Genomic DNA, 25,886 nt, shown 5'->3' on the forward strand with positions numbered 1-25,886 from the left:
GTGGTTTTGTTGTTGTCAGAGATTCAATTCACGCACGGGGCGTACTTCGACACTACCGACCCTGGCGGCCGGAATGCCACCGGCCACCTGGATCGCGTCGTTCAAGTCACGGGCTTCGATCAGGTAAAACCCGGCGAGCTGCTCCTTGGTTTCGGCAAACGGCCCGTCGGTGATCGACAGCTTGCCGTTGCGCATGCGCACCGTGGTGGCGGTGGTCACCGACTCCAGCGGCTCGGCGGCGAGCATGCGGCCACTGGCCTGCACGGACTTGGCGTAGGCAAGGCACTCCGGGTCGGCCGGGCTGTCAGGCAAGGTGTGCAACACCTGTTCGTTGCTGTAGATCAGGCACAGGTATTTCATGGCGTTCTCCGTTTTAGCAACTACTGACTATAGTTCGCGACGCTCAAGGTTTCAGGTCGAACAGCGCAGCGCCGCTTTGCATGTCGAAGGGGGCCGACCAGTGCTCATGCACCACCTTCCATTCGCCACTGAAGCGCTGGTAACCTGCGGTGACGCGCATCCAGCACGCCTTGTCTGCACCGCCGCAGTGCGCCAGCCAGTGGGCGAAGGCGCTGTCCTGGGCCTCAACAATGCGCAGTTCGTGGAACTCGAAAATGCCGGGGCCAGGACAATGCTTCATGCATTCCTCCCAGTGTGCGCGGTAGGCCGCCTTGCCTTTGAATTGCAGGGCGGTGACGGCGTCGAACGAGACGATATCGTCGGCGTAAAAGCTGACAATTTTATCGATATCCGCCCCGATGACGGCCTGTTTCCATTGTTCGATCAGGGTATTGATTGCAGTGCTCATGGCGATACTCCTTGGGGTGCAAAAATCATCGAAGACACCCTTGGTCGAACGTGCTCGGAGCAAATCGACAGCCCACTGAAAAATAATTTCGCCTTCGGTAAACCCGATAGACTGCGCCCTTATTTGCAGCCGTTCGGACGTTCCGATGCAAACCTGTCTTGTCGCCTATGAGGCGCTGAATGCCGTGCAACAACAGCAAGTCAGCGCCATCGAAGTCCACCCTGAGCAACTGCCGTTTTGCGGCGACATGTATTGCGCGCTCAATTCGCTGCTGGCCAAGCCCAGCCCTGGCGTCAAAGGCTTTGCCCTGCTGGCCGATGACATCCCGGTCGCCTTCCTTTTGCTCAAACGCCCGCCCTGCCTGCCCCATTGGGCGGATGAACACAGCGCCACGCTGCATGCGCTGCAGGTGGATCGGCGGCAACAGGGCATGGGGTTTGGTAAAGCGTGTTTGCAGGCGCTGCCGGCGGTAGCGCTTGAGACGTGGCCGCAGATCAAGGGGCTGGAGTTGTCGGTGGACAGGGAGAATGTGGCGGCGATGGGCTTGTATCTGGGCGCGGGATGGGAGGACCACGGGGAGGCGTATAAAGCGCGGGTTGGATTTGAGCGGCGGCTTATTCTGGCGTTTGTCAAAGGAAACCTGGCATCTGATTGAGCGCTGCCTACTGTTAGATTTCACAGCTATACAGGTGCTGTTCATTGTTTTTTACTGGAGCACCAACGTTGTCGCTCAAGGTTTTCCGGAGCAGGTGTGGAGACTCTCAACTTCCCGTAAGGAGAACAGCCATGAGCAGCCCATCCAGCGAAAAACAGATAAATACCCCAGGCGCCCCAGACCCTAATTTCGGCAAAGAAGGCCAGGTAATCGCAACATCCTCCGGTGGGTTGTCACGTGTCCTGAGCGATGGTTCTACCCTTACGGTGGGCATCACTGTCACTGATGAAGCAAAACTTATCTCAGTCAGGAAATACACCCCCACGGGTACGCCGGATATAAATTACGGAACGTGGACCACCTTGGCCCCAGACATCATCGTTCTGGTGGACCTGCTCCTCCAGCCCGATGGAAAACCCCTGTTATTAAGTGCTCAAGGTGACGAACACGCCGCATGCATTACCCGATTCAATGTGCACAATGGCGACGTGGACCAGTCATTTGGCAATAAAGGTACAACGAAGCTGGATAAATCGTTCAAGCCGAATTTGGTAATGAGAGGCGGCATAGCAGTGCAACCGACTGGGCATATCCTTGCGGTGTTCAATGACAGTCAAACCAGTTTTTTTTACCAACTCGACCGCAGCGGCCATCCAAGCAACTTCGGAAATAATGGCCCGATTGAAGCACGTAATACCCGCCTTGATAGCGTGCTGGTCACCGACAGTGGTTTTGTTGCTGCGGGTTCCAGTGCGCAGAAGGCCCATATTGTGGGGCTCCTGCATAACGGTGAACTGAACAGCCGTTTTGGTAGTAATGGCCTGGTCGAATTGCAGTTCACAAACAATGAGGACAAACAAGTCGCTGCACTGGCCGGAGGGCAAGATGGCCAGATTGTTGTGGTGGGTGGCAGTTTCAGCACTCCGCACCTGATGAACTTCGTCGCGGTTCTGCTCGCCAGTGGCCAACCCAATCCCCCCTTCAATGGAGGGAAACCTCTGGAAAGCAACACCAGTCATGGTAGCTATGCCAGCGTACTGGTGCAGCCCGACGAAAAAATTGTGGTGTTGGCCCGCAACTCAAACAGCAGTCTGGTCAACCTGATCAGATACACCCCGACTGGTACATTGGATACCACTTTCGGCCAGGAAGGCATTGCTGAGGCGTGGAACGCAGGCGGAAGGCCTGAACCCAGCAACATTAACCTGGTGGAGTGGGTAACCTTCAGCAAAACCCTGCAAAGCAGCGGTATTTTGAGCATTCAACAATCATCCTTTATTGGGAGACTGCTCAGTCAGTAAAGGTTGCGACTGAGCTGCCCCTGCAGCTCAGTCGTGTTGTTTCAGGCCTTGGGGCCTACCGGCAGCCAGATCTCCACTGTTCCCGTGCCTTTCCTCGCATCAAAATCCGCGCTGTAGCGCTCGAAATCCGCCCCCATTACCTTGTAGCCCGAGTGCGGCAACCACTCGAACATGATGCGCTCGTAGGTCTGTTCCAACGCCTGCACCGGGCCGGAATGCGCGAACACGGCGTAGTTGAGCGGTGGAATTTCGATTACTTCGAAGTTGCTCGGCACGTCGCTTTTGCCGGGGACTTCCACGCCGGCCATGTAGTCGAATTCGCCGTGCTGGGGGTTATGGCAAACGCCGTAGGTCACCCCGCCGATACGCTTTTTGATGTCCTTGATGCAGGTGTCGAACAGTTCCCACAACCTGGGAATATCGCCCACCGTCGCCTTGGAATAACGCCCCTTCACCCCTGCGATTACCAGCGCCTTGCCTGCTTCCATGCGTGGCTCTAACGGTTGTTTTGTCTGCTGATCCATACGAACAGTCTCCTTCTTATAAGGGAACAAACCCGCATCGAGTATAGGGGCATATCCAGGCTTCGCTCCACGCAGAAAATTTTCCTACACATCTGGACAACTGGCCATCACGGGTCGTATTGTCTGCCCCGCAGGCCACCGCAGTGGCCGACGTCGCTCGGACGGTTCCGGGCGCTTACGTACTTCGAGGCAACAATGGCCGACCAAGGTTCGCCGCGCCGCTTTGCGCGCATAGATCGACTCCCCCCTTATGTTTTCAATATCACTGCCGAGCTGAAGATGGCTGCGCGTCGGCGCGGCGAAGACATCATCGACTTGAGCATGGGCAACCCCGACGGCGCCACGCCGCCGCACATTGTCGAGAAACTCGTACAAGTCGCCCAGCGTGAAGACACTCACGGTTACTCCACGTCCAAAGGCATTCCGCGTCTGCGCCGGGCGATTTCGCGCTGGTACAAAGACCGTTATGAAGTGGACATCGATCCCGAGTCGGAAGCCATCGTGACCATCGGTTCCAAGGAAGGCCTGGCGCACTTGATGCTGGCCACCCTGGACCAAGGCGATACCGTGCTGGTCCCCAACCCGAGCTACCCGATTCACATCTACGGTGCCGTGATTGCCGGCGCCCAAGTGCGTTCGGTGCCGCTGGTGCCGGGCGTGGACTTCTTCGCCGAGCTGGAACGGGCGATTCGCGGCTCGATCCCCAAGCCGAAGATGATGATTCTGGGTTTCCCGTCCAACCCCACCGCGCAATGTGTGGAACTGGATTTCTTCGAGCGCGTGATTGCGCTGGCCAAGCAGTACGACGTGCTGGTGATCCACGATTTGGCCTACGCCGATATCGTCTACGACGGCTGGAAAGCCCCGTCGATCATGCAGGTGCCCGGCGCCAAAGACATTGCGGTGGAGTTTTTCACCCTGTCCAAGAGCTACAACATGGCCGGCTGGCGCATCGGTTTCATGGTCGGCAACCCGGAACTGGTCAACGCCTTGGCACGGATCAAGAGTTACCACGATTACGGCACCTTCACCCCGCTGCAAGTGGCGGCGATTGCTGCGCTGGAAGGCGATCAACAGTGCGTGAAAGACATCGCCGAGCAGTACCGCCAGCGCCGCAATGTGCTGGTCAAAGGCCTGCATGAATTGGGCTGGATGGTGGAGAATCCCAAGGCGTCGATGTACGTCTGGGCGAAGATTCCCGAGCAGTACGCGGCCATGGGCTCGCTGGAATTTGCCAAGAAACTGCTGCTGGAAGCGAAGGTGTGTGTGTCGCCGGGGATTGGTTTTGGCGAATATGGCGATGACCATGTGCGCTTTGCGCTGATCGAAAACCAGGACCGGATTCGCCAGGCGGTGCGGGGGATTCGCGGGATGTTCAGGGCGGATGGGGCGGTGCAAAAACCTATAGCTTGACGCGATCAAAATGTGGGAGGGGGCTTGCCCCCTCCCACATTTGATTGCATTCCAACATTTGTCTGGTGGTGTGGCTTACACCACCAACGACAGCAACATGATGAAGATCAGCGCCACGACCGACAGGATGGTCTCCATCGCCGTCCAGGTCTTGAAGGTCTCGGCCACGGTCATGTTGAAGTACTGCTTCACCAGCCAGAACCCTGCATCGTTGACGTGCGACAGGATCAACGAACCCGCCCCCGTCGCCAACACCAGCAGCTCGCGGTTGACCCCTGGGATCATCCCCACCACCGGCACCACAATGCCCGCGCCCGTGATGGTGGCGACCGTCGCCGAACCCGTAGCGATACGAATCACCGCCGCCACCAGCCACGCCAGCAGGATCGGGTTGATCTGCGCGTTCACCGCCATATGGCCGATCACGTCACCCACGCCGCTGGTCACCAGCATCTGCTTGAAGCCACCACCGGCACCGATGATCAGGATGATTGCGGCGGTCGGCGCGAGGCTGGCGTCGAGCAGCTTGAGGATTTGCTTGGAGTGGATGCCCTGGCGCGTGCCAAAGGTGTAGAGCGACAGCAGCAACGCCAACAGCAGTGCACTGATCGGGTGACCGATCATGTCCATCCAGTTGCGTACCACATTGCCTTCGGCAAACGCGATGTCGGCGAAGGTTTTGAGCAGCATCAGGAACACCGGCAGCAGCACGGTGATCAAGGTGACGCTGAAGCTCGGCAGCGACTTGTTATCAGTCTCGCGGGCCAGTTGATCGACCAGTTCCTGGGACGGGTTGCCCGGAATGTACTTGGCGATAAACGTACCGAAGATCGGGCCGGCGATAATGGCGGTCGGCAGTGCGACGATCAGGCCGTACAGGATGGTCTTGCCGATGTCCGCGCCAAACACGCCAATGGCCAGTAACGGGCCAGGGTGCGGCGGCACCAGGCCGTGCACTGCCGACAGGCCGGCGAGCAGCGGGATGCCGATCTTGATCAGCGACACGCCGGTGCGGCGCGCCACGATGAACACCAGCGGGATCAGCAGTACAAAACCGATCTCGAAGAACAGCGGGATGCCCACCAGGAACGCGGCGAACATCATGGCCCACTGGACCTTCTCTTTGCCAAAGGCGCGGATCAGGGTTTGGGCGATCTGATCGGCGCCGCCAGACTCGGCCATCATCTTGCCGAGCATGGTGCCCAGCGCGAGGATGATGCCGACAAAGCCGAGCACCCCGCCGAAACCGTCCTGGAAGGCCTTGATGATCTTGTCCACGGGCATGCCCGAGGTCAGGCCGAGGAAGCCGGCCGCGATGATCAGGGCGATGAACGGGTGGACCTTGAACTTGGTGATCAGAACGATCAACCCGATGATAGTGACGACTGCGTCTAGTAGCAGGTACGACTCGTGGGACATGCCAAACATGGGGGGTCTCTCCTGTTTGTTGTTGTTATTAAAGCGGGTATTCAATTTATCGCCGGGGATAGCGCTATCTTTTCCGGCAAAAAATTATTGGGTTCGTTCAAAACCGTGTCGCAGCCACCAGGCGTTGGTCTGCTCGGCCAGTTCCTCGACACTGTCTTCACTGGCGTTGAGGGCCAGGGTCAGCGGCTCGCCCTTGGGCGATTCAAGGGTGGCGAACTGGCTGTCGATCAAGCTTGCCGGCATGAAATGGCCGGGGCGATGGGACACACGGTCGGAGGCCACTTCGCGGGTCAGCTCAAGAAATACGAAACCCAGGCCCGGCGCGGCTTCGCGCAGGTGGTCGCGGTATTTTTTCTTGAGCGCCGAACAGGTCAGCACCGGATGTTCACCCGCTTTGAGCGAACGGCGCAGTTCAGCGCACAGGATGTCGAGCCAGCCGGCGCGGTCGTCGTCGTTGAGAGGGTGGCCGGCGCTCATCTTTTCGATGTTCGCGGCAGGGTGAAAGCTGTCGCCTTCAATCGCAGTGGCGCCGTTCAGCCGGCACAGGGCCTCGCTGACACTGGTCTTGCCACAGCCGGCAACACCCATGATGACCAGGGCAGTAACAGGTTGACTCATGAAACACCTCAGGACGCAGATAGCGCTACCTTTGCACGCTGTAGGGCTAGTGCAAAAACAGGCTTTTCCCGCGCCGTCTTGTCATTTTTATGGAGTGACGCGTGCATCCGCTCCAAGCATTTGAACCGGATCAGGCAACCCAGCATTCAATAATTTGCAGCCATTTGGAGACAGCGCTACCTTAGTGCCTCGATTTTTGTTTGGCAAGCCGCCTGATGACCTCTAAGAACGATAAAAATACGCGCACTACGGGTCGCCCGACCCTCAACGAAGTCGCCCGTCTGGCTGGCGTCAGCCCGATTACCGCTTCACGCGCGCTGCGCGGCATCAGCACCGTAGCCGTTGAACTGGTAGAAAAAGTGCAGCAGGCCGCCGCCGAACTCAACTACGTGGTCAACCCCGCCGCCCGCGCCCTGGCCTCGGCCCAGAGCCATTCGGTGGTGGTATTGGTGCCGTCGTTGTCCAACCTGCTGTTTATCGAAACCCTCGAAGCCATCCACCAGGTGCTGCGGCCCAAGGGCTTCGAAGTGCTGATCGGCAACTCTCACTATTCCCGCGATGAAGAAGAAAACCTGCTGCGCAACTACATGGCCTACCAGCCACGGGGTTTGCTGCTGACTGGTTTCGACCGCACCGAAAGCGCCCGACGAATGGTCGAGGCGAGCAATGTGCCCTGCGTTTATATGATGGACCTGGACCCGAATGCAGGCGTGAACTGCGTGGGCTTCTCGCAATTGGCCGCCGGCGAAACAGCCGCGGCGCATTTGCTGTCCCGTGGCCGCAAGCGCCTGGCCTACATCGGCGCACAATTGGACCAACGCACCCTGCTGCGTGGCGAAGGCTTCCGCCGCGCCCTGCAACAGGCGGGGATGTACGACCCGGCGCTGGAACTGCTGACGCCGCGTCCTTCCTCCGTGGGCCTGGGCGGCGAGTTGTTCCTGCAGTTACTGGCTGCCCATCCGGACGTGGATGCAGTTTTCTTCGGCAACGATGACTTGGCCCAGGGCGCGCTGCTCGAAGCCATGCGCCATGGCATCAAGGTGCCAGAGCGCGTGGCGGTGCTGGGCTTCAACGACCTGCCCGCGTCGTCCTTTATGGTGCCGCGCTTGAGCAGCATCAGCACACCACGTGAGGCGATTGGTCGACGTGCGGCGGAGCATTTATTGACGATCATGGCGGGCAACAAGATCGCCAAGCCGGTGGTTGATATGGGGTTTGAGTTGCAGGTGCGGGAAAGCACGTAGGACGCTTGTAGGACCGGGCTGACATTGCTGTGAGCACTACGCCCGATTGCCTACACTTACGTCAGAATCAGCTGGCTTGTGCGCCTGGGTGGCGGTCTCTAAGGTTTACCGGTCGCTGAATGTTTCGGTGATCGGGTTTAGAAGCCCACCTTTGGACTCCCTGGACCAGGAGCACTGAAATGCTGAAATCCGTCGAAAAACCATCAGGCACGCTCTTCACCGTAATCCCCGATGTCTCCACCGAAACACTGTTGATCAACAGCTACGAAACCGTATGTTCGGTCAGCACCTTGTTGCTTGACCTGTCCGATGACCTCAGCGGAAAACAGCGTGATGTGGCATTGGCTATTCATCAGTTGAGTGAGCTCTCGGTCCTGCTGGTTGGCAAGGCCATGGACCAGCACGCACCGCGCTGTTGAGACCCGCATTTTTTACCGCTCCCGCCTGGAAATATCGCCGTCGATTGCGACCCCTGCTAGATTGGCTGCTCTCCAAATGCAAGGGAAGCACCATGGGACACTCACTGAAGATTCTGGGCCGTACTTCGTCGATCAATGTGCGCAAAGTCTTGTGGACCTGCCACGAACTGGGCATCGACTACGTGCGTGAAGATTGGGGCATCGGCTACACCCCCACCCAATCCCCCGAATTCCTTGCCCTGAACCCCAATGCGCAAATACCGGTATTGATCGACGACCACGGCGTGTTGTGGGAGTCCAACACTATCTGCCGCTACCTGGTCAGCCTCTACCAACGCCACGACCTCTTGCCCGCCGAACCCGCGCCACGGGCCAGGGTGGAGCAATGGATGGACTGGCAGGCCACCGAGCTCAACCCTTCATGGGGCTATACGTTTCATGCGCTGGTACGCAAGCACCCGGACTACCAGGACCCGCACCGCCTCGCCGCCGGCGTACAGGCCTGGAACGACAAGATGGGCATGCTGGAACAGCAGCTTATTCGCACAAATGCCTACGTCGCCGGCGACGAATTCACCCTCGCCGACATCCTTATCGGCCTCTCGGTGCACCGCTGGCAGATGACCCCGATGGAACGCCCACCCTACCCCGCCATCGCGGCGTACTGCGAACGCCTCAGACAGCGCTCGGGCTTCCAGACCTTCGCCCTCGACGGTCACAATTGAGGACATTCGCGTGATGCTGTGCATGTATTCGCCCCCGCTTTAGGCGGCAACGGCTGGCCGTTGAGGGCCAGCCATTGCCGCTGCAGCTGGGCCAGCCCCAGTAAAACCTGGGCTTTTACGCCCGGCACGCTATTTGCTCCAGCTGTCGCACCGTCTATTTTCCCAGGTGACCGATCATGTTGGTTAACAACAACACCCAAGCTATATCGACCGTCCAACAGCTCAAGCGCCCCGACATGGACCCCGCCAACGCCGCCGCCAGCGCGCTGTACAGCGGCGCCGTGCAAGCCGCACAACAAAGTGTGACCGTGCCCGTCGCGCAGAAGGAACTGGACAAAGCCACCGACCGCATCGACGAAGCCTTTGCCAAGACTCGTGTGCAGTTGCAAGCCTCCACGACCGCCACCGCCTCCTCGACCGAAACGCCCGCCACCACGTCCACCACTGGCGCGCGCTCGGAATTCACTGAGTACATGAGCAAATCCCCGGCCGAGCGCATCCGTGAGCAATTGCTCAAGGAGCAGGGTTTGACCGAGGCGGACGTACAGAACATGTCCCAGGAAAAACAGGACGCGATTTCCAAGCAAGTGACCGAGCGGCTGAAGCAGCAGCAAGAGCAGCAGGTAGCGGCGAAGGCGACTGATCCGGCGCAGAGTGTAAAAGAGACCCTGGCAGCGATCTAAGCCGCACAGGGGTTAAAAGCCGCTGAAGATCCATGGGCTGGACGGTGATCAGTGACCGAACAGGCCGCTCTCGGATTTCTTGGTTTTCTTGTCGGCGCGTTTTTCATCGGCGGTCTTTGCCGGTTTTTTCTTCGCGGCTTTCTTTGAATCCATACCTTTGGCCATGATGCGTGCTCCACTGAAAGGGGATGTAGCACTGGGTATAACACCGATCACCCGGCAGAAGGGGTTTATAATCCCCGCCCCTTTATCACGCCTGTCTGAACACCATGACTGAGTTGTCCATCGATCTGCTGGCAGAGCCTTTGTGGCCGCTGCTGAACAAGTTTTACCGCAGCCACAACTCGTCGATGAAGGCGCTCAAAGGCGGACGTTTATGGGTGGTACGCGAGGGCGAGATTGTCGCCGGCTTGTGCTTGACGCCGGTGATAGGCGGTCAGTGGCTGACGGGGGTGTTTGTGGCGCCGGCGTATCGCGGCCAGAGGTTGGCGGCGCGCTTGGTGCATCAAGCAGTGGCGGAAGTGGAAGGCACAGTATGGCTGTTGTGCCATCCAGACCTGGAACGCCTGTATCAGCGCATGGGGTTCAGCCAGGACACGCTCCTGCCCCAATCTCTCAGCGAACGGCTGGTGCGTTACAAGCGCAACAAACCGATGATTGCCATGGGCTTAGAACCGTTGGTGAGGTCGACCTCGGATAATGTGTGATCGGCGGGTACGGAGCCCATGCTAGCCTCGACGGCACAGTGGCCCTTATCAGGATGATCATGAAAACGACGCTTGCAGCCCTCTCCCTTACCGCCCTCCTCGCCCCGGCCTTGAGCCAGGCAGCCGATGCACCGATCAATGCCCAGCAATACGCCAGCGTGCTCGCCGGCAGTTGGCGCGATCCGGCCAACAGTACCCGAGATGGGTACCGGCATCCGCAGCAGACCTTGGAGTTCTTCGGTCTGGGCGCCAAACAGCGCGTGATCGAAATCACCCCCGGCGGCGGCTGGTACAGCGAAGTGCTGGCACCATTACTCAAGGACCACGGGCATTACATCGCCGCGGTGCAGGCCGCGAGCAGCAGCGCCTATGCGCGTACGTCCGAAGAGAATCTGAAAAAGAAATTCGCCGCCGACCCGACGCATTACGGCAAGGCCGAAGTGGTCGAGTTCGATCCCAAGGCGCCGGTGTTCGGCAAACCAGGTTCAGTGGACGCCGTGTACACCTTCCGCAATGTGCATAACTGGGTGCTGGCCAATACCGACGAGGCGACCTTCAAGGCGTTCTACAACGTGCTCAAACCTGGAGGCGTGCTGGGCGTCGTGGATCACCGCGCCAAGGATGGGGCCTCGCTGGAGGACATCAAGCACAGCGGTTACCTGACCACCGCCTATGTGGTGAAACTGGCCACCGACGCGGGCTTCAGGCTGGAGGGGCAAAGCGAGGTGAATGCCAACCCGAAAGACACCAAGGACTATCCGGACGGGGTGTGGACATTGCCGCCAGCGTTGAAGCTGGGGGAACAGGATAAGGCCAAGTATCTGGCAATCGGCGAGTCGGATCGGATGACGTTGCGCTTCGTCAAACCCGCCAAATAACCTGATTTGAAATGCAATCAACTGTGGGAGGGGGCTTGCCCCCGATGGCAGAGTGTCAGCCGATGCATGAGGTGGCTGAAACACTGCCATCGGGGGCAAGCCCCCTCCCACATTTTTTGATTTCAGTGTGTCTGGGGGCTATTCGTCGGCTGTGGGGTCCATGTCGGGAAACATCACTTCGATAAACCCGAACTTGCTGAAGTCGGTAATCCGCGACGGATACAACCGGCCAATCAGGTGATCGCACTCGTGCTGCACCACCCGCGCATGAAAACCGTCGGCAATGCGCACGATCGGCTCGCCCTTGGGATCGAAACCCTCGTAGCGGATCTGCTGGTAACGATCCACCGCACCGCGCAGGCCGGGCACCGACAGGCAACCTTCGTAACCCTCTTCCAGCACGGGGCTGAGGGGCGTGATCAACGGGTTGATCAGGATGGTCTGCGGCACCGGCGGCGCGTCCGGGTAACGTTCGCTGGCTTCGAAACCGAAGATCACCAATTGCAGGTCGACGCCAATCTGCGGCGCTGCCAGGCCTACGCCGCCGACGTGTTCCATGGTCTGGAACATGTCATCGATCAATTGCCACAGCTCGGGGCTGTCGAACATCTCCGGCGGGACCGGTGGCGCGATACGCAGCAGGCGCTCGTCGCCCATTTTCAGGATTTCACGGATCATTGATCAGGCTCAACGGGAGTGGGCTTGGAGTGGTCACGGCCGAGGCCAGAGACATGCTGTTTTTCATCGGTGTGGCCGGGTTCGTCGAACTCTTTTGCACCAGGATCCTTGCCCTCGGCCGACATGTGTTCGATCACCGCATTCATCTCCGCACCGAGCAGCAGCACAGCAGCGGAAATGTAGAAATAGAGCAGCAACACGATGATCGCACCGATACTGCCATACATGGCGTTGTAGTCGGCGAAGGTTTTGACGTAATAGCCAAAGCCCAGTGAGGCCACGATCCAGACCACCACCGCGAGTACCGAACCTGGGGTGATAAAGCGGAATTTCTGTTCGACGTCGGGCATCACGTAATACATCAGGGCCACGGCGAACATCAGCAAAATCACAATCAGCGGCCAGCGCAGAATGGTCCACAAGGTGACCACGAACTCCTGCATGCCGATCTGCCCCGCCACCCATTCCATCACTTGTGGGCCGAGCACCATCAAGGCAGCAGCGGCCAGCAGCATGCCGGCGATGCCCACGGTGTAGAAAATCGACAGCGGAAAACGCTTCCAGATCGGCCGGCCTTCCACCACGTCGTAGGCCGCGTTCATCGCACTCATCATCAGCCGCACGCCCGCCGAAGCAGTCCACAGCGCAATCACGATACCCACCGACAGCAGGCCGCCCTTGGATTGCTGCAACTGGTCAATCACCGGGTTGACCTGCTCCAGGGCCTGGGGCGGCAACACCAGTTCCGACTGAAGGCGCAGCCAGGTGAAAAAGTCGGGCAAGTGCAGGAAACCGATCAGGGCAATCAGGAACAGCAGGAAGGGAAACAGCGAGAACAGCATCTGGTAGGCCAGTGCCGAGGCGTAGGTGGGCATTTCGTCGTCGACGAATTCCTTGACGGTGCGTATCAGCACTTTGTGCAGCTTGAGACCATCGAGAACCGGAAAGATCATAGCGTCTCCTTTCGCCGCAAAAAGGTTAAGTTCGTGGGCGACTCAGGGGCCGTTTTCTACATCAAAGTAGCCCATTTGGCGACTTTGAAACAATTACGAAAGTTTAGTTGCATCGTCAGATACAAAAACGGCCATCCGTGGATGGCCGCCGGGCTGTAGGAACACAGCCAGTGACGCAGGCTTACTTGGTGGCTTTTTTTACCGCATCTTTGGTATCGCCGACCGCTTTCTGCACTTCGCCTTTCTTTTCCTGGATCACACCTTCCGCTTGCAGCTTGTCGTTGCCGGTGACTTTGCCGACGCCTTGCTTGATATTGCCGACCGCTTCGTTCGCCAAGCCTTTTGCCTTATCCGATGTGCTGCTCATGGTGTTTCTCCGAAAGAACAATCAAGGGTTTTGGTGATTACCTAGAGATTGACCCGGGGCCCTTCGGCAGAGTTTCAATTATTTTCGGCGGGCATTTCGTCGAAAGCGGCAGGTTTGGCTTTATGTTTGGGAGCCAACCCACGAGAATGCCCGGCACATTCAGGCTATAACGCTGGATAACAGATCCCGTAGGAAGGTTATGAAACTCAATAAAGCACAGGCCATTGCCCGCAGAAATACCGAACTGGGCGGTGCCGTACTCGGCGTCAACAACTGCCACTTCACCGACCTGGACCGCAAGCGCAATATCTGGTGGTTCGACCTGCCGCTGGGCCGCATTGCCGTCGGCCAGTACGAGTGGATCCACCTGTTGATGCACAACGCCGAGACTGACCAGTTGCTGCACCTGAAGGTGCCGACGGCGTTTCTGCGCGAGCACATCGAAGGGTTGGTGGTGCGCAATGCGGGCAAGCGCAAGCCGGAGATTACGTTGGAGCTGAGCGCAGACAAGGATTCGTTCTTGAAAGACGTGCGCCCATCAGGCGCTAACGTGAGCTTCGCGCATTTCGCGCTGTAAAACACGGTTAAACATGTGGGAGGGGGCTTGCCCCCGATGGCGGTGGGTCAGTCACAGTATGTGTTGACTGAACCAGTGCTATCGGGAGCAAGCCCCCTCCCACATTGGATTGCATTTCTATTTGGCGGGTTATTTTTTAAGGCCCAGCTTCTTCAGTTCTTCATCACGCAACTCACGACGCAGGATCTTGCCCACGTTGGTGGTCGGCAATGCATCACGGAACTCCACCGCCTTGGGCACCTTGTAGGCAGTGACGTTGGCGCGCATGTGCTCCATCACCTGGTCCTTGGTGAGGGTGGCCCCCGGTTTGACCACGATGAAGAGCTTGATGATCTCCCCGGATTTTTCGTCCGGCACACCGATGGCCGCGCATTGCAGCACGCCCGGCAGGCCTGCCAGCACGTCTTCCAGCTCGTTGGGGTACACGTTGAAACCGGAGACCAGGATCATGTCCTTCTTGCGGTCGACAATGCGCATGTAGCCGTCCGGCTGGATGATCGCGATGTCGCCGGTCTTGAGCCAGCCTTCACTGTCGAGCATCTCGTCGGTGGCGTCCTGGCGCTGCCAGTAGCCCTTCATCACTTGCGGGCCCTTGACGCACAGCTCGCCGGTTTCACCCAGCGCCAACTCAGTGCCGTCGTCGGCAATGACTTTACACACGGTAGACGGCACCGGAATGCCAATGGTACCGATCTGGATATGCTGGATCGGGTTGACGGTGGCTACCGGGCTGGTTTCGGTCATGCCGTAACCTTCGCAGATGCCACAGCCGGTCACGGCCTTCCAACGCTCAGCGGCGGCCAGCTGCAGGGCCATGCCGCCCGACAGGGTGACTTTCAGCGCGGAGAAGTCCAGCTTGCGGAAGCCTTCGTTGTTGCACAGCGCCACGAACAACGTGTTCAGGCCGACAAAACCGCTGAACTTCCACTTCGACAACTCCTTGACCATAGCAGGCAGGTCGCGCGGGTTGCTGATCAGGATGTTGTGGTTGCCGATGAGCATCATCGCCATGCAATGAAAGGTGAAGGCATAGATGTGGTACAGCGGCAGCGGCGTGATCAGGATCTCGCAGCCTTCGTTGAGGTTGGAGCCCATCAGCGCCTTGCACTGCAACATGTTGGCGACGAGGTTGCGGTGGGTGAGCATCGCGCCCTTCGCCACGCCGGTGGTGCCGCCGGTGTATTGCAACACGGCCACGTCGCTGCTGGCCGGGCTGGCGTCGCTGACCGGTTGACCGTGGCCCTTGGCGAGCACGTCGTTGAACTTGATCGCCTGAGGCAAGTGATACGCCGGGACCATTTTCTTCACGTACTTGATGACGCTGTTGACCAGCAGGCGCTTGAGCGGCGGCAACAGGTCGGCGACTTCGGTGACGATCACATGCTTGACGGCGGTCTTGGGCACCACCTTTTCCGCCAGGTGGGCCATGTTGGCCAGGCAGACCAGGGCCTTGGCACCGGAGTCGTTGAATTGGTGTTCCATTTCCCGCGCGGTGTACAGCGGGTTGGTGTTGACCACGATCAGGCCGGCGCGGATGGCGCCGAATACCGCGACCGGGTATTGCAGGACGTTGGGCAGTTGCACAGCGATTCGATCGCCGGGCTTCAAGTCGGTGTGTTGTTGCAGGTACGCGGCGAAGGCGCCGGACAGTTCGTACAATTCACCGTAGGTGATTGTCTTGCCCAGGTTGCTGAAGGCCGGTTTGTTGGCGAAGCGCTGGCAGGACTGCTTCAGTACCGCCTGAATATTCGGATACTCGTCTGGATTGATTTGTGCAGCAATCCCGGCGGGGTACTTATCCTTCCAAAAGTCTTCGTTCATGGAAGCCCACTCCTCAGCGACGTCAGCGACGCGAATTCATCATCGCATTTGATGCGATTATTATTGGTGTATGTTTTTTTAAGGTGAATCTGGCGCTTTCAAGCAGGCCTAGACGTCACAAAGCGCGCCGAGAGTAGCAGCTTTGCCAAGGGCCGACTAGAGCCTAAAGAGGGCTCGACAGTCATAAACATGACTATCCTACAATATTTAGTCACACTTTAATCGTAGCTGAAATCCCCAGCAGAAGGCTCTGGAACAAGGCTTCCAGAACAACATTAAACAAATGTGGGAGGGGGCTTGCCCCCGATGGCAGCGGACCAGTCACCAGATGCAGTGACTGATACTCTGCTATCGGGGGCAAGCCCCCTCCCACATTTGAATTACATTTCAATTCAAGATCAGGCGATGTCGCGCAGCTCCCGCCGCAGGATCTTGCCCACCGGCGTCATCGGCAACGAATCGCGCAACACAATCTGCTTGGGCACCTTGTACCCCGTGAAGTTGGCCTTGCAGTAGGTCTTCAATTCTTCAAGGCTCACGCCTTCGGCCCGCGCCACCACAAACAGCTTCACGGCCTCCCCCGTGCGCTCGTCCGGTACGCCGATCACCGCACAGTTGGCTACCGCCGGGTGCGCCATCACCACGTCTTCGATTTCGTTGGGGTACACGTTGAAACCCGAGACGATGATCAGGTCTTTCTTGCGGTCGACAATACGTACAAAGCCGTCCTCATCAATCACCGCAATGTCGCCAGTCTTGAGCCAACCCTCGGCGTCCAGGGTCTCGGCGGTCGCAGCCGGCTGCTGCCAGTAACCCTTCATCACCTGCGGGCCCTTGATGCACAGCTCGCCGCGTTCGCCCAGCGGCAACTCGACGCCTTCATCATCAATCACTTTCATCGCGGTAGCCGGCACGGGGATGCCCACGGTGCCGAGGCGCGATTTGTTGCCATAAGGGTTGGTGCTGGCCACTGGCGAGGTTTCTGTCAGGCCGTAGCCTTCGCCAATGGTGCAGCCGGTGATTTGCTGCCAGCGTTCGGCTGTGGCCTTGATCAGTGCCGTGCCACCGGAGTTGGTGAGTTTGAGGTGGGAGAAGTCCAGCGTCTTGAATTCCGGATGGTCCATCAACGCCACAAACAGTGTGTTAAGCCCCAGCAACCCGGTAAAGCGCCACTTTTTCAGCTCCTTGATAAACCCGCCGATGTCCCGTGGATTGGTGATCAGTACGTTGTGGTTACCCGTGACCATCATGCACATGCAGTTCGCGGTGAAGGCATAGATGTGGTACAGCGGCAGCGGCGCGATCATCACCTCCTGCCCTTCCTTGATCAACGGGTGGCCGTCGTCGCCAACCTGGGACATGCACGCACGGGCCTGCTGCATGTTCGCCACCAGGTTGCCATGGGTCAGCATCGCACCCTTGGCCAGGCCGGTGGTGCCGCCGGTGTATTGCAGCACGGCGACGTCATCGAGGGTCACCGGATGACGCGTGATCCCCAGGCCGGCGCCCATGCGCAGCGCACGCTTGAACGACACCGCACGCGGCAGGCTGTAGGCCGGGACCATCTTCTTGACCTTGTCGACCACAGTGTTGACCAGCCAGCCTTTGGCGGCGGGCAGGAAGTCACCCATCCTGGCTTCGATCAGGTAGTCGATCTCGGTGTCGCTGCACACCTCCTGCACCCGCGCACCGAACAGGTTGAGGTAGACCAGCGCACGCACGCCGGCGTCCTTGAACTGGTGGCGCATCTCGCGCGGGGTGTACAGCGGGTTGGTGTTGACCACAATCAGCCCGGCGCGCAGGGCGCCGAACACGGCAATCGGGTAATGCAGCACGTTGGGCATCTGTACGGCGATGCGCTCGCCGGGCTTGAGGTCGGTGTGCTGTTGCAGGTAACCGGCGAACGCCGCACTCTGGCGCTCAAGCTCGGCGTAGGTCAGGGTGACGCCCATGTTGCTGAAGGCCGGACGGTCGGCGAAGGTCTTGCACGAGCGTTCGAAGACTTCGATCACCGACTTGTAGGCCGTGAGGTCGATATCATTGGGAACGCCCGCCGCGCGTTTGTCATTCCAGAAACCAGGTTGCATTATTCTTGTCCCCTTACCTGAGTGTGTCCGGCCGCTTAAAAAAAGCGGAGCTTTGGGGACGTTAGCAGCTATGACCAAACAGGCAAATACGCTAAATCGTGTCATTGATTGTATGAATCTTGCCGCTGATGCGTAGGCAGATACCCCGGCCCTCGGCAGATGAGCTATACACTGCAACGACCCCGAGCAGACCTTGAAGAAAGGAAGCGCCATGAACCACAGCACCTTCTGGCTGACCGCGAATGACCGCAGTCGCCTGTACGTCAATCAGTGGATGCCTGAAGGCCCGGTTCACGCCGTGGTCATGCTGTCCCACGGCATGGCTGAGCACAGCGGGCGTTATGCGCGGCTGGCCGAAGCGTTATGTGGCGCTGGCTATGGCGTGTATGCACCGGACCAGCGTGGCCACGGCCGCACCGCCGACGAAGGCACCTTGGGGCTCTACGCCGAAAAGGATGGCTGGAACAAAGTGGTGGGTGACCTGGCCAGCCTCAATCAGCACATCGGCCAGCAGCAACCGGGGCTGCCGATCATCCTGCTGGGCCACAGCATGGGCAGCTATATAGCCCAGGCCTACCTGCTGCATCACAGCGCCAGCCTGCACGGGGCGATTCTCAGTGGTTCGAATTTCCAGCCGGTGGCGCTGTACCGCGCCGCACGGGTGATCGCGCGGGCCGAGCGTTTGCGCCAGGGCGCGCGCGGGCGCAGTGCGTTGATCGAGTTCCTGTCATTTGGCTCGTTCAACAAAGCATTCAAGCCCAACCGCACGGCGTTCGACTGGCTCAGCCGTGACCCGGCTGAAGTGGACAAGTACATCAACGATCCACTGTGCGGCTTCCGGTGTACCAACCAACTGTGGATCGACCTGCTGGGCGGCTTGCAGCAAATCAGCAAAGCGTCCAATCTCGTCCAGATCGATCCGGGGCTGCCGATCCTGGTGATGGGCGGCGAATGTGATCCGGTGAGTGAGGGCAAGCGTCTCAAAAGCCTGGCCCATGCGCTGCGTGAGGCCGGCTGTCAGCATCTGCAACTGAATATCTACCCGCAGGCGCGTCACGAAGTGTTCAACGAAACCAACCGCGATGCCGTTATCGCGGATGTACTGACGTGGCTCGACCAGGCCCTGACCTTGCGCAGGCCGGCTCACTGCGAATAACTTTTCTTTTAAAATCAGCCGTTTAAAATCGGCCGATAATTACCGATTAGCCACAGGATGCACCTTTAGATGACACAGGTAACCAACACCCCGTACGAAGCCCTGGAAGTCGGCCAGACCGCCAGCTACAGCAAACTTGTAGAAGAGCGCGATATCCAGCTGTTCGCCGCCATGTCCGGCGACCACAACCCGGTGCACCTGGACGCCGAATATGCCAAGGCGACCATGTTCAAGGAGCGTATTGCCCACGGCATGTTCAGCGGTGCGCTGATCAGCGCGGCGGTGGCCTGCGAGCTGCCTGGGCCGGGCACTATCTATATCGGCCAGCAGATGACCTTTCAGAAGCCGGTCAAGATCGGCGACACACTGACGGTGCGCCTGGAAATCCTTGAAAAACTGCCGAAATTCCGCGTGCGTATTGCCACTCGCGTGTTCAACCAGCGCGATGAGCTGGTAGTGGATGGCGAAGCCGAGATTCTCGCCCCGCGTAAGCAGCAGGTTGTAACGTTGACCGAGCTGCCGCCAATCAGCATCGGCTGACTCAAGGCCGACACAACACAAATGTGGGAGGGGGCTTTCCCCCCTCCCACATTTTTTTTACCGCATTTGGCTTACGACTGAGCGCGAGCCTGGTTACGCAGGGCTTTCACCTGGTCATGGTTGCGCTGTACGCCATGGTACTGACGCTCAACCAGGTCACGGATGCCCAGCAGGTTGTGCTTGTTGATCTTCTCGATCGCTTCCTTGTAAGCCTTGAGTGCGTGATCTTCACCGCGCTCGGCTTCGTTCAGCACAGCCTCTTCATCTTTACCGGTGAGCATCGACTTCACATCGACCCAACCACGATGCAGCGCGCCGGCCATGCTGCCGGAGTCTTCCGGATCACCGCCCAGTGCACGTACGGCGGTTTTCAGCTCGGCGGCAGCGGTTGCGCAATCAGCGGAACGCTTGGCAAACAGCGCCTTGAGTTCTGGGTGCTTGATGTCTTCTGCGCATTCTTTGAAACCTTTCTGGCCGTCGATGCTGGTCTCGATCAGGTCGTTGAGTACGAAGATCGATTCTTTATTGATGTCAGTCATTTTTCAATTCCTCAGGCAGGTTACGAAGGGTTGTCTTAATGATTGCAGCGCTCGTGCCAGGTTTTGAAAAACAGTTTTTATGTTTAATTTCAACAACTTAAAAATATTTGAACCATCTGTATGTACGTTATTTGCATGATCTGTCATTTGGCCTTCATGCAGAATGCCTGTATTTTCCGAAGTCTCGACTCACGCCACTGACGTCCCCATGAACCCCGAAAAACTCGAATTGCTGATCACCCGCGAAATGCCCTTCGGCAAATACAAGGGCCGGATCATCGCTGACCTGCCGGGCCCCTACCTGAATTGGTTTGCCCGTGAGGGTTTCCCCCACGGCGAGCTGGGCGGTTTGCTGGCCTTGATGCAGGAAATCGACCACAACGGTTTGTCGGAACTGCTCGACCCCTTGCGCGCCAAGCACGGCAAGCCTGCCCCGCGTCATTAATCAGGAGCGTCGCCATGCCACGCAATGCTGACAACGAACTGCACTGGCAGGCCATCGCCCAGCGCTACGACCTGGAACCGGGTCCGATCAATCTGGAAAACGGCTACTTCGGGCGCATGAGCCGTGCAGTCCAGGCGCAGTACCTGGACCACGTGGCGTTTATCAACCGCAGCAATTCGTTGCACGTGCGCCAGCGCTTCGAACAAGGCGAAAACGTCGAGATCCGCCGCCAATTGGCCGAGTTGATCGATGTGGCCCCGGAGTCGGTCGCCTTCACCCGCAACGCCACCGAAGCCTTGCAGTCGCTGATTCGCAACTACAACCGCCTGCAACCGGGCGACCAAGTGCTGATCAGTGATCTGGAGTACGACACCGTCAAGGGCGCCATGCGCTGGTTGGCCGGGGTTCGCGGTGTCGAGGTGATTGAGCTTTCCCACACGCACCCGGCCAGTTTCGACAACCTGTTGCAGACCTATCGCACCGCCTTCGCTGAGTACCCGCGTATAAAGCTGATGGCGCTGACCCACGTCACCCACCGCACAGGCCTGGTGATGCCCATTGCAGCCATCGCCGAGGCGGCGCGTGAACAGGGTATCGACGTGATTCTCGACGGCGCCCATGCCCTGGGCCAGATCGACTTCAACCTCGCCGAGCTGGGCATCCAGTTCGCTGGCTTTAACCTGCATAAATGGATCGGCGCGCCGCTGACCCTGGGTTTTCTGTACATCGCCCCGGAGCGCCTCGCAGATATCGACCCGGACATGGGTGAGTTCCACTACCCCATCACGGACGTGCGTGCACGCACGTCCTACAGCACGCCAAACTTTCCGGCCTTGATGACCTTGCCACTGGTGTTTGAAGAACATCGGGCATTGGGGGGCGCGGCGGCCAAAGGTGCGCGGGTCAATTACCTGCGCGATCTGTGGGTAAGCCAGGTGCGCCCCCTCAAAGGCATTGAGGTGCTGACTTCGGATGATCCACGGCTGTATTGCGGGATTACCGCGCTCAAATTCAGCGGGCGTGACCAGCAGGTGATGGTGGATCGGTTGCTCAAGGATTACGGCCTGTTCACCACCACGCGCACCGGGGCGGCGTTTGGTACGTGCATCCGGGTGACACCAGGGTTGCTCACATCAAAGGCGGACATTGATGTGCTGGTCAACGCCATTACCGAACTGAGCACAGACTGAAAATGTGGTGGCCTCACGGCTTTTTGCAGGCAAAAAAAAGCGGTACACCGACCAAGTGCACCGCAAAAATGCCGTTAAGCACAGCAACAACGATTCGGTAAATCAGATCAATCCAGCAGCGCCAGCGCCTCGGCGGTGACTTCCTGGATGCGGGCCCAGTCGCCGTTCTTGATCCACTCAGGATCAAGCATCCAGCTACCGCCCACGCACATCACGTTTTTCAACGCCATGTAGTTTTTGATGTTGGCCGGGCCGACGCCGCCGGTCGGGCAGAATTTCACTTCGCCGAACGGGCCGCCCAGGGCCTTGATGGCCGCCACGCCGCCGCTGACTTCCGCCGGGAACAGCTTGAAGCGGCGATAACCCAGGCCATAGCCTTCCATGATGCCCGAGGCATTGCTGATGCCCGGCAACAGCGGGATCGGGCTGTGCACCGAGGCTTCCAGCAGGTCGCGGGTAATGCCGGGGGTGACGATAAATTGCGAGCCGGCAACCTCGGCTGCTTCGAGCATGTGACGGTCGAGCACGGTGCCGGCACCGGTGCACAGTTCAGGGCGCTGCTCGCGCAGCACCTGAATGGCCTTGAGGCCGAACTCGGAACGCAGGGTCACTTCCAATGCGGTCAAACCACCGGCTGCCAGGGCATCGGCCAACGGCAGGATGTCCTGTTCGCGGGCGATGGTGATCACCGGCAGGATCCGCGCCTTGGCGCAGAGGCTGTCGATCAAGGCAACTTTATCCGCCATGGACACGGTCGGTTGAGGGCTTTTCATAGCGGCTGATCCTTGGCTCATGGGCACCAGTAAATCTCTAATGTAGGTTGCAAAAACGCGCGAATCGGCATGGCAGCAACGTCGTCACTGGCCAGGGCGGCGCTCAAGGTGGTCAATTTCGAACTGCCGGAAATCGACAGCACGGTGTAGGTGGCCGTGGCCAGCAACGCGCGACTCATGGTCAGGCGCTGGTGCGGCACGGTCGGCGCGAGCATCGGCCAGCAACGGCGGGTACCGTCTGGCTGCAGGGCTTCATTCAAGTTCGGGCTGTTGGGAAACAGCGACGCCGTGTGGCCGTCGTCGCCCATGCCCAGTACCAGGACATCAATGCCTGGCAGTTCGCCCAGCAGGCGATCGGCCTGCTCGGCAGCGTCTTCAAGGTTGGCGGCGGCACTGTACAGGCTCAAAAACTTGGCTTTGGCGGCCGGGCCCTGCAACAGGTGCTGCTTCAACAGGCCGGCATTGCTGTCGGCGTGTTCCACCGGCACCCAGCGCTCGTCGGCCAGGGTGATGGTGACTTTGGACCAGTCCAGGCCTTGCTTGGCCAGATGCTGGAAAAACGCAACCGGGCTGCGCCCACCGGACACCACCAACGTCGCCTCGCCACGGGCACTGATAGCCGCACGCAGTTGTTCGGCCACGTCCAGCGCCAAGCCCTCGGCCAGCAGCACCGGGGTGCGGTACTCATGGGCGGTTACACCCTGAGGCAGTTTCAATTCAGATATCGCCATACCACGACCTCCCATCCCGCGTGATCAGTGCAATGGAGCTCATCGGCCCCCAGGAACCCGCCGCGTACGGCTTGGGCGCATCACCGGATTTTTTCCACCCGGCGATCAACTGGTCACACCACTTCCACGCGGCTTCGATTTCATCTTTACGGACAAACAGGTTCTGATTGCCGCGCATCACTTCCAACAGCAGCCGCTCGTAGGCATCGGGGATGCGTGCACTGCGATAGGTGTCGGAAAAATTCAGTTGCAGTGGCCCGCTGCGCAGTTGCATGCCTTTGTCCAGGCCCTGCTCCTTGGTCATCACACGCAAGGAAATCCCTTCGTCCGGCTGCAGGCGGATGATCAGCTTGTTGCTGATCTGCAAGCGCTGCTCGGGGGCGAAGATGTAGTGGGACGGTTCCTTGAAGTGGATAACGATCTGCGACAACTTTTGCGGCATGCGTTTGCCGGTACGCAGGTAGAACGGCACCCCGGCCCAACGCCAGTTGCGGATATCGGCACGCAGCGCGACGAAAGTCTCCGTGTCGCTCTGGGTGTTGGAGTTGTCTTCTTCCAGGTAACCCGGCACGGCCTTGCCGGCGCTGTAACCGGCGATGTACTGGCCACGTACCACTTGGGTAGTCAGCCCATCCGGGCTGATCGGCGCCAGGGCCTTGAGCACCTTGACCTTCTCGTCACGGATGCTGTCGGCAGACAGGTCGGCCGGCGGGTCCATGGCGATCAGGCAAAGCAGTTGCAGCAGGTGATTCTGGATCATGTCCCGCAGTTGGCCGGCCTTGTCGAAATAGCCCCAACGGCCTTCGATACCTACCTGCTCGGCCACGGTGATTTCCACGTGGGAGATGTAGTTCTGGTTCCACTGGGTTTCGAACAGGCTGTTGGCGAAACGCAGCGCGATCAGGTTCTGGACGGTCTCTTTGCCCAGGTAGTGGTCGATGCGGTAGGTGCGGTTTTCCGGGAAAAACTGCGCCACGGCGTCGTTGACCTTGCGCGAGGACTCCAGGTCCGAACCGATGGGCTTTTCCAGCACCACGCGGGTGTTTTCGGCCAGGCCGACCTTGGACAGGTTCTCGCAGATCGCGCCATACACCGCCGCCGGCGTGGCGAAATAGGCGATCAGGCATTGCTCGGTGCCGGCCAGTTCAGCCAGGGCCACGTAGTCGTCGGCCTTCATGAAGTCGACGTGGACATAGGTCAGGCGCGCCAGGAAACGTTGGGCGATGCTTTCGTCCAATTCCTTGCCGACGTACTTGCGCAGTTCTTTTTCGATATGGGCCAGGTGCTGTTGCTCGGAACCGGCTTCACGGGCCAGGGCCAGGATGCGCGTGTCGTCGTGCAGCAGCCCGGCGCCATCAAGTTGATAGAGGGCAGGAAATAACTTGCGCAGCGCCAGATCACCCAAGGCGCCAAAGAGGGCAAAGGTGCAGGGTTCTACGGTTATCGAAGGCATGATGTTTGTTCTTTTATCAAGTTAAGCTACAAATACCTTTTTTCAAGGCATCACTCAAGGAAAAATGTAGTAATAACCACAACATTTTCCCGAAATACGCATTCCGAGTGGTGGTGTTCAGCTACCCTCAGTAGGATAGGCCACCGCGAAATGCCACTCGTCGATTGGCTACCGCCCTTTATTTGCATCGTCGCCCGAAGGAAAGACTGAATGGACCGCGTGCGAAATCTTCTGGAACAGATCCGGAACCGCCTCGAAGAATTAAACAAGGCCGAGAAAAAAGTCGCCGAGGTCATCCTGCTCAACCCGCAGCAGGCGACCCGCTTCTCTATCGCCGCCCTTGCCCAGGCCGCTTCGGTCAGTGAACCGACGGTCAACCGTTTCTGCCGTTCATTCGGCGTCAGCGGTTACCCTGAACTTAAATTGCAGCTGGCGCAAAGCCTGGCCAGCGGCGCGGCGTATGTCAGCCGCGCAGTGGAAGCCGATGATAACCCCGAGGCCTACACCCAGAAGATCTTTGGCAGCGCCATCGCGTCCCTGGACAGCGCCTGCCAGGCCCTGGACCCGAACCTGATCAGCAAGGCCGTAGACCTGTTGATCCAGGCGCGGCAGATCCACTTCTTCGGCCTGGGCGCCTCGGCGCCGGTGGCCATGGATGCGCTGCACAAATTCTTCCGCTTCAACCTGTCAGTGACCGCCCATGCCGACGTGCTGATGCAACGCATGATCGCCTCGGTGGCGCATACGGGCGAGCTGTTCGTGATTATTTCCTACACCGGGCGTACCCGCGAGCTGGTGGAAGTGGCGCGTATTGCGCGGGAAAACGGTGCGTCAGTACTGGGTGTCACCGCAGAGAACTCACCGCTGGCCAAGGCCAGCACCGTGAGTTTGAACATTCCGCTGCCGGAAGACACCGACATCTACATGCCGATGACCTCGCGGATCATCCAATTGACGGTGCTGGATGTGCTGGCGACCGGCATGACCTTGCGCCGTGGCGTGGATTTCCAGCCGCATTTGCGCAAGATCAAAGAGAGCTTGAATGACAGCCGGTATCCGGTGGGGGATGAGTTTAACTAAGCCAGCATGTGTGTTGGCTTTACTGGCTCTATCGGGGGCAAGCCCCCTCCCACATTTGAAATGTATTCACAGGTCAAAGTGTGGGAGGGGGCT

The 25,886-nt window shown here is 58.9% G+C and carries 29 protein-coding genes; 15 read left to right on the forward strand and 14 right to left on the reverse strand.

Translation table 11 applies throughout. The features are described from left to right. Nucleotides 1-15: 15 nt before the first annotated feature. Complete coding sequence (locus tag NDJ82_RS22770; protein ID WP_250926344.1) at nucleotides 16-360, reverse strand: YciI family protein; 345 nt, start codon at nucleotides 358-360, stop codon at nucleotides 16-18. A 43-nt stretch (nucleotides 361-403) separates the two neighbouring features. After that, nucleotides 404-808: a YybH family protein gene (locus NDJ82_RS22775; RefSeq protein ID WP_191947371.1), complete on the reverse strand. Its 405-nt coding sequence runs from the start codon at nucleotides 806-808 to the stop codon at nucleotides 404-406. A 145-nt stretch (nucleotides 809-953) separates the two neighbouring features. Between NDJ82_RS22775 and NDJ82_RS22780 the strand changes: the two genes are divergently transcribed. Together NDJ82_RS22780 and NDJ82_RS22785 are read left to right on the forward strand one after the other, a co-directional pair. Then, nucleotides 954-1,463, forward strand: coding sequence for a GNAT family N-acetyltransferase (locus NDJ82_RS22780; RefSeq protein ID WP_191947370.1), 510 nt, complete (start codon nucleotides 954-956; stop codon nucleotides 1,461-1,463). Nucleotides 1,464-1,594: 131 nt separating this feature from the next. Further along, on the forward strand, nucleotides 1,595-2,764 hold the full coding sequence (locus NDJ82_RS22785) for a delta-60 repeat domain-containing protein (RefSeq protein WP_191947369.1): 1,170 nt from the start codon (nucleotides 1,595-1,597) through the stop codon (nucleotides 2,762-2,764). Between the two features lie 41 nt (nucleotides 2,765-2,805). Here NDJ82_RS22785 and NDJ82_RS22790 read toward each other — a convergent pair whose 3' ends face one another. Further along, entirely contained in the window at nucleotides 2,806-3,288 is a 483-nt protein-coding gene (locus tag NDJ82_RS22790; protein WP_250926345.1) for a GyrI-like domain-containing protein, read from the reverse strand. 195 nt (nucleotides 3,289-3,483) lie between these two features. Here NDJ82_RS22790 and alaC point away from each other — a divergent pair, with 195 nt between their 5' ends. Next, nucleotides 3,484-4,701 (forward strand): alanine transaminase, encoded by a 1,218-nt coding sequence (alaC, locus tag NDJ82_RS22795; RefSeq protein WP_250926346.1) that lies wholly within the window; start codon nucleotides 3,484-3,486, stop codon nucleotides 4,699-4,701. Nucleotides 4,702-4,776: 75 nt separating this feature from the next. Here the strand turns inward: alaC and NDJ82_RS22800 are convergent, their stop codons facing one another. Together NDJ82_RS22800 and NDJ82_RS22805 are read right to left on the reverse strand one after the other, a co-directional pair. Continuing rightward, entirely contained in the window at nucleotides 4,777-6,129 is a 1,353-nt protein-coding gene (locus NDJ82_RS22800; protein WP_099585421.1) for a GntP family permease, read from the reverse strand. 84 nt (nucleotides 6,130-6,213) lie between these two features. Further along, the gene (locus NDJ82_RS22805; RefSeq protein ID WP_250926347.1) at nucleotides 6,214-6,747 is read right to left on the reverse strand and encodes a gluconokinase; all 534 of its coding nucleotides are present in this window, start codon (nucleotides 6,745-6,747) and stop codon (nucleotides 6,214-6,216) included. A 212-nt stretch (nucleotides 6,748-6,959) separates the two neighbouring features. On the opposite strand from NDJ82_RS22805, the gene gntR reads away from it, so the two are divergent. The 6 genes from gntR to NDJ82_RS22835 all read left to right on the forward strand — a co-directional run bounded on the left by gntR (nucleotide 6,960) and on the right by NDJ82_RS22835 (nucleotide 11,403). Continuing rightward, nucleotides 6,960-7,991: an HTH-type transcriptional regulator GntR gene (gntR, locus tag NDJ82_RS22810; protein WP_160385037.1), complete on the forward strand. Its 1,032-nt coding sequence runs from the start codon at nucleotides 6,960-6,962 to the stop codon at nucleotides 7,989-7,991. Between the two features lie 179 nt (nucleotides 7,992-8,170). Further along, nucleotides 8,171-8,410 carry a DUF6124 family protein gene (locus NDJ82_RS22815; protein ID WP_250926348.1) on the forward strand — a complete coding sequence of 80 codons (240 nt, stop codon included), beginning with the start codon at nucleotides 8,171-8,173 and terminating at the stop codon, nucleotides 8,408-8,410. A 92-nt stretch (nucleotides 8,411-8,502) separates the two neighbouring features. Continuing rightward, nucleotides 8,503-9,135, forward strand: coding sequence for a glutathione S-transferase family protein (locus NDJ82_RS22820; RefSeq protein WP_250926349.1), 633 nt, complete (start codon nucleotides 8,503-8,505; stop codon nucleotides 9,133-9,135). 176 nt (nucleotides 9,136-9,311) lie between these two features. Beyond that, the gene (locus tag NDJ82_RS22825; RefSeq protein WP_250926350.1) at nucleotides 9,312-9,818 is read left to right on the forward strand and encodes a hypothetical protein; all 507 of its coding nucleotides are present in this window, start codon (nucleotides 9,312-9,314) and stop codon (nucleotides 9,816-9,818) included. A 269-nt stretch (nucleotides 9,819-10,087) separates the two neighbouring features. Continuing rightward, nucleotides 10,088-10,525 (forward strand): GNAT family N-acetyltransferase, encoded by a 438-nt coding sequence (locus NDJ82_RS22830; protein ID WP_250926351.1) that lies wholly within the window; start codon nucleotides 10,088-10,090, stop codon nucleotides 10,523-10,525. A gap of 59 nt (nucleotides 10,526-10,584) precedes the next feature. Further along, nucleotides 10,585-11,403, forward strand: a complete 819-nt coding sequence (locus NDJ82_RS22835; RefSeq protein ID WP_250926352.1) for a class I SAM-dependent methyltransferase — start codon at nucleotides 10,585-10,587, stop codon at nucleotides 11,401-11,403. 138 nt (nucleotides 11,404-11,541) lie between these two features. Here NDJ82_RS22835 and def read toward each other — a convergent pair whose 3' ends face one another. The 3 genes from def to NDJ82_RS22850 form a co-directional block, all read right to left on the reverse strand. Beyond that, nucleotides 11,542-12,081 carry a peptide deformylase gene (gene def / locus NDJ82_RS22840; protein WP_159936917.1) on the reverse strand — a complete coding sequence of 180 codons (540 nt, stop codon included), beginning with the start codon at nucleotides 12,079-12,081 and terminating at the stop codon, nucleotides 11,542-11,544. Continuing rightward, nucleotides 12,078-13,034, reverse strand: a complete 957-nt coding sequence (locus tag NDJ82_RS22845; RefSeq protein WP_099585429.1) for a YihY/virulence factor BrkB family protein — start codon at nucleotides 13,032-13,034, stop codon at nucleotides 12,078-12,080. The genes def and NDJ82_RS22845 overlap by 4 nt, the downstream gene beginning before the upstream one ends. Before the next feature lie 181 nt (nucleotides 13,035-13,215). Next, nucleotides 13,216-13,401, reverse strand: a complete 186-nt coding sequence (locus NDJ82_RS22850; RefSeq protein ID WP_099585430.1) for a CsbD family protein — start codon at nucleotides 13,399-13,401, stop codon at nucleotides 13,216-13,218. Nucleotides 13,402-13,600: 199 nt separating this feature from the next. On the opposite strand from NDJ82_RS22850, the gene NDJ82_RS22855 reads away from it, so the two are divergent. Further along, nucleotides 13,601-13,978, forward strand: coding sequence for a hypothetical protein (locus NDJ82_RS22855; RefSeq protein ID WP_099585431.1), 378 nt, complete (start codon nucleotides 13,601-13,603; stop codon nucleotides 13,976-13,978). A 129-nt stretch (nucleotides 13,979-14,107) separates the two neighbouring features. Here the strand turns inward: NDJ82_RS22855 and fadD1 are convergent, their stop codons facing one another. Together fadD1 and fadD2 are read right to left on the reverse strand one after the other, a co-directional pair. Beyond that, nucleotides 14,108-15,799, reverse strand: coding sequence for a long-chain-fatty-acid--CoA ligase FadD1 (gene fadD1, locus NDJ82_RS22860; RefSeq protein WP_099585432.1), 1,692 nt, complete (start codon nucleotides 15,797-15,799; stop codon nucleotides 14,108-14,110). Nucleotides 15,800-16,197: 398 nt separating this feature from the next. Then, nucleotides 16,198-17,886: a long-chain-fatty-acid--CoA ligase FadD2 gene (gene fadD2, locus NDJ82_RS22865; protein ID WP_099585433.1), complete on the reverse strand. Its 1,689-nt coding sequence runs from the start codon at nucleotides 17,884-17,886 to the stop codon at nucleotides 16,198-16,200. A gap of 211 nt (nucleotides 17,887-18,097) precedes the next feature. On the opposite strand from fadD2, the gene NDJ82_RS22870 reads away from it, so the two are divergent. Next, nucleotides 18,098-19,042 (forward strand): alpha/beta hydrolase, encoded by a 945-nt coding sequence (locus tag NDJ82_RS22870; RefSeq protein ID WP_099585434.1) that lies wholly within the window; start codon nucleotides 18,098-18,100, stop codon nucleotides 19,040-19,042. Nucleotides 19,043-19,111: 69 nt separating this feature from the next. After that, nucleotides 19,112-19,582: a MaoC family dehydratase gene (locus tag NDJ82_RS22875; RefSeq protein WP_015885544.1), complete on the forward strand. Its 471-nt coding sequence runs from the start codon at nucleotides 19,112-19,114 to the stop codon at nucleotides 19,580-19,582. A gap of 71 nt (nucleotides 19,583-19,653) precedes the next feature. Here NDJ82_RS22875 and NDJ82_RS22880 read toward each other — a convergent pair whose 3' ends face one another. Next, complete coding sequence (locus NDJ82_RS22880) at nucleotides 19,654-20,121, reverse strand: ferritin-like domain-containing protein (RefSeq protein WP_250926353.1); 468 nt, start codon at nucleotides 20,119-20,121, stop codon at nucleotides 19,654-19,656. A gap of 208 nt (nucleotides 20,122-20,329) precedes the next feature. Here NDJ82_RS22880 and NDJ82_RS22885 point away from each other — a divergent pair, with 208 nt between their 5' ends. Beyond that, nucleotides 20,330-20,566 (forward strand): DUF3820 family protein, encoded by a 237-nt coding sequence (locus NDJ82_RS22885; protein ID WP_099585436.1) that lies wholly within the window; start codon nucleotides 20,330-20,332, stop codon nucleotides 20,564-20,566. A 14-nt stretch (nucleotides 20,567-20,580) separates the two neighbouring features. After that, a complete protein-coding gene (locus NDJ82_RS22890) occupies nucleotides 20,581-21,756 on the forward strand; it encodes an aminotransferase class V-fold PLP-dependent enzyme (protein ID WP_250926354.1) in 1,176 nt (391 codons plus the stop codon). A gap of 107 nt (nucleotides 21,757-21,863) precedes the next feature. Here NDJ82_RS22890 and NDJ82_RS22895 read toward each other — a convergent pair whose 3' ends face one another. Genes NDJ82_RS22895 through zwf form a run of 3 tightly spaced genes read right to left on the reverse strand, consistent with a single transcriptional unit; the run spans nucleotide 21,864 to nucleotide 24,713 of the window. Continuing rightward, complete coding sequence (locus NDJ82_RS22895) at nucleotides 21,864-22,529, reverse strand: bifunctional 4-hydroxy-2-oxoglutarate aldolase/2-dehydro-3-deoxy-phosphogluconate aldolase (RefSeq protein WP_099585438.1); 666 nt, start codon at nucleotides 22,527-22,529, stop codon at nucleotides 21,864-21,866. 17 nt (nucleotides 22,530-22,546) lie between these two features. Further along, nucleotides 22,547-23,260: a 6-phosphogluconolactonase gene (gene pgl, locus NDJ82_RS22900; protein ID WP_250926355.1), complete on the reverse strand. Its 714-nt coding sequence runs from the start codon at nucleotides 23,258-23,260 to the stop codon at nucleotides 22,547-22,549. After that, the gene (gene zwf / locus NDJ82_RS22905; RefSeq protein ID WP_112196568.1) at nucleotides 23,247-24,713 is read right to left on the reverse strand and encodes a glucose-6-phosphate dehydrogenase; all 1,467 of its coding nucleotides are present in this window, start codon (nucleotides 24,711-24,713) and stop codon (nucleotides 23,247-23,249) included. The genes pgl and zwf overlap by 14 nt, the downstream gene beginning before the upstream one ends. Before the next feature lie 219 nt (nucleotides 24,714-24,932). Here zwf and NDJ82_RS22910 point away from each other — a divergent pair, with 219 nt between their 5' ends. Then, entirely contained in the window at nucleotides 24,933-25,793 is an 861-nt protein-coding gene (locus NDJ82_RS22910; RefSeq protein ID WP_169851198.1) for a MurR/RpiR family transcriptional regulator, read from the forward strand. Nucleotides 25,794-25,886 lie beyond the last annotated feature (93 nt).

The sequence above is a fragment of the Pseudomonas sp. SR18 genome (assembly GCF_023701505.1).
Taxonomy (GTDB): domain Bacteria; phylum Pseudomonadota; class Gammaproteobacteria; order Pseudomonadales; family Pseudomonadaceae; genus Aquipseudomonas; species Aquipseudomonas cyclaminis.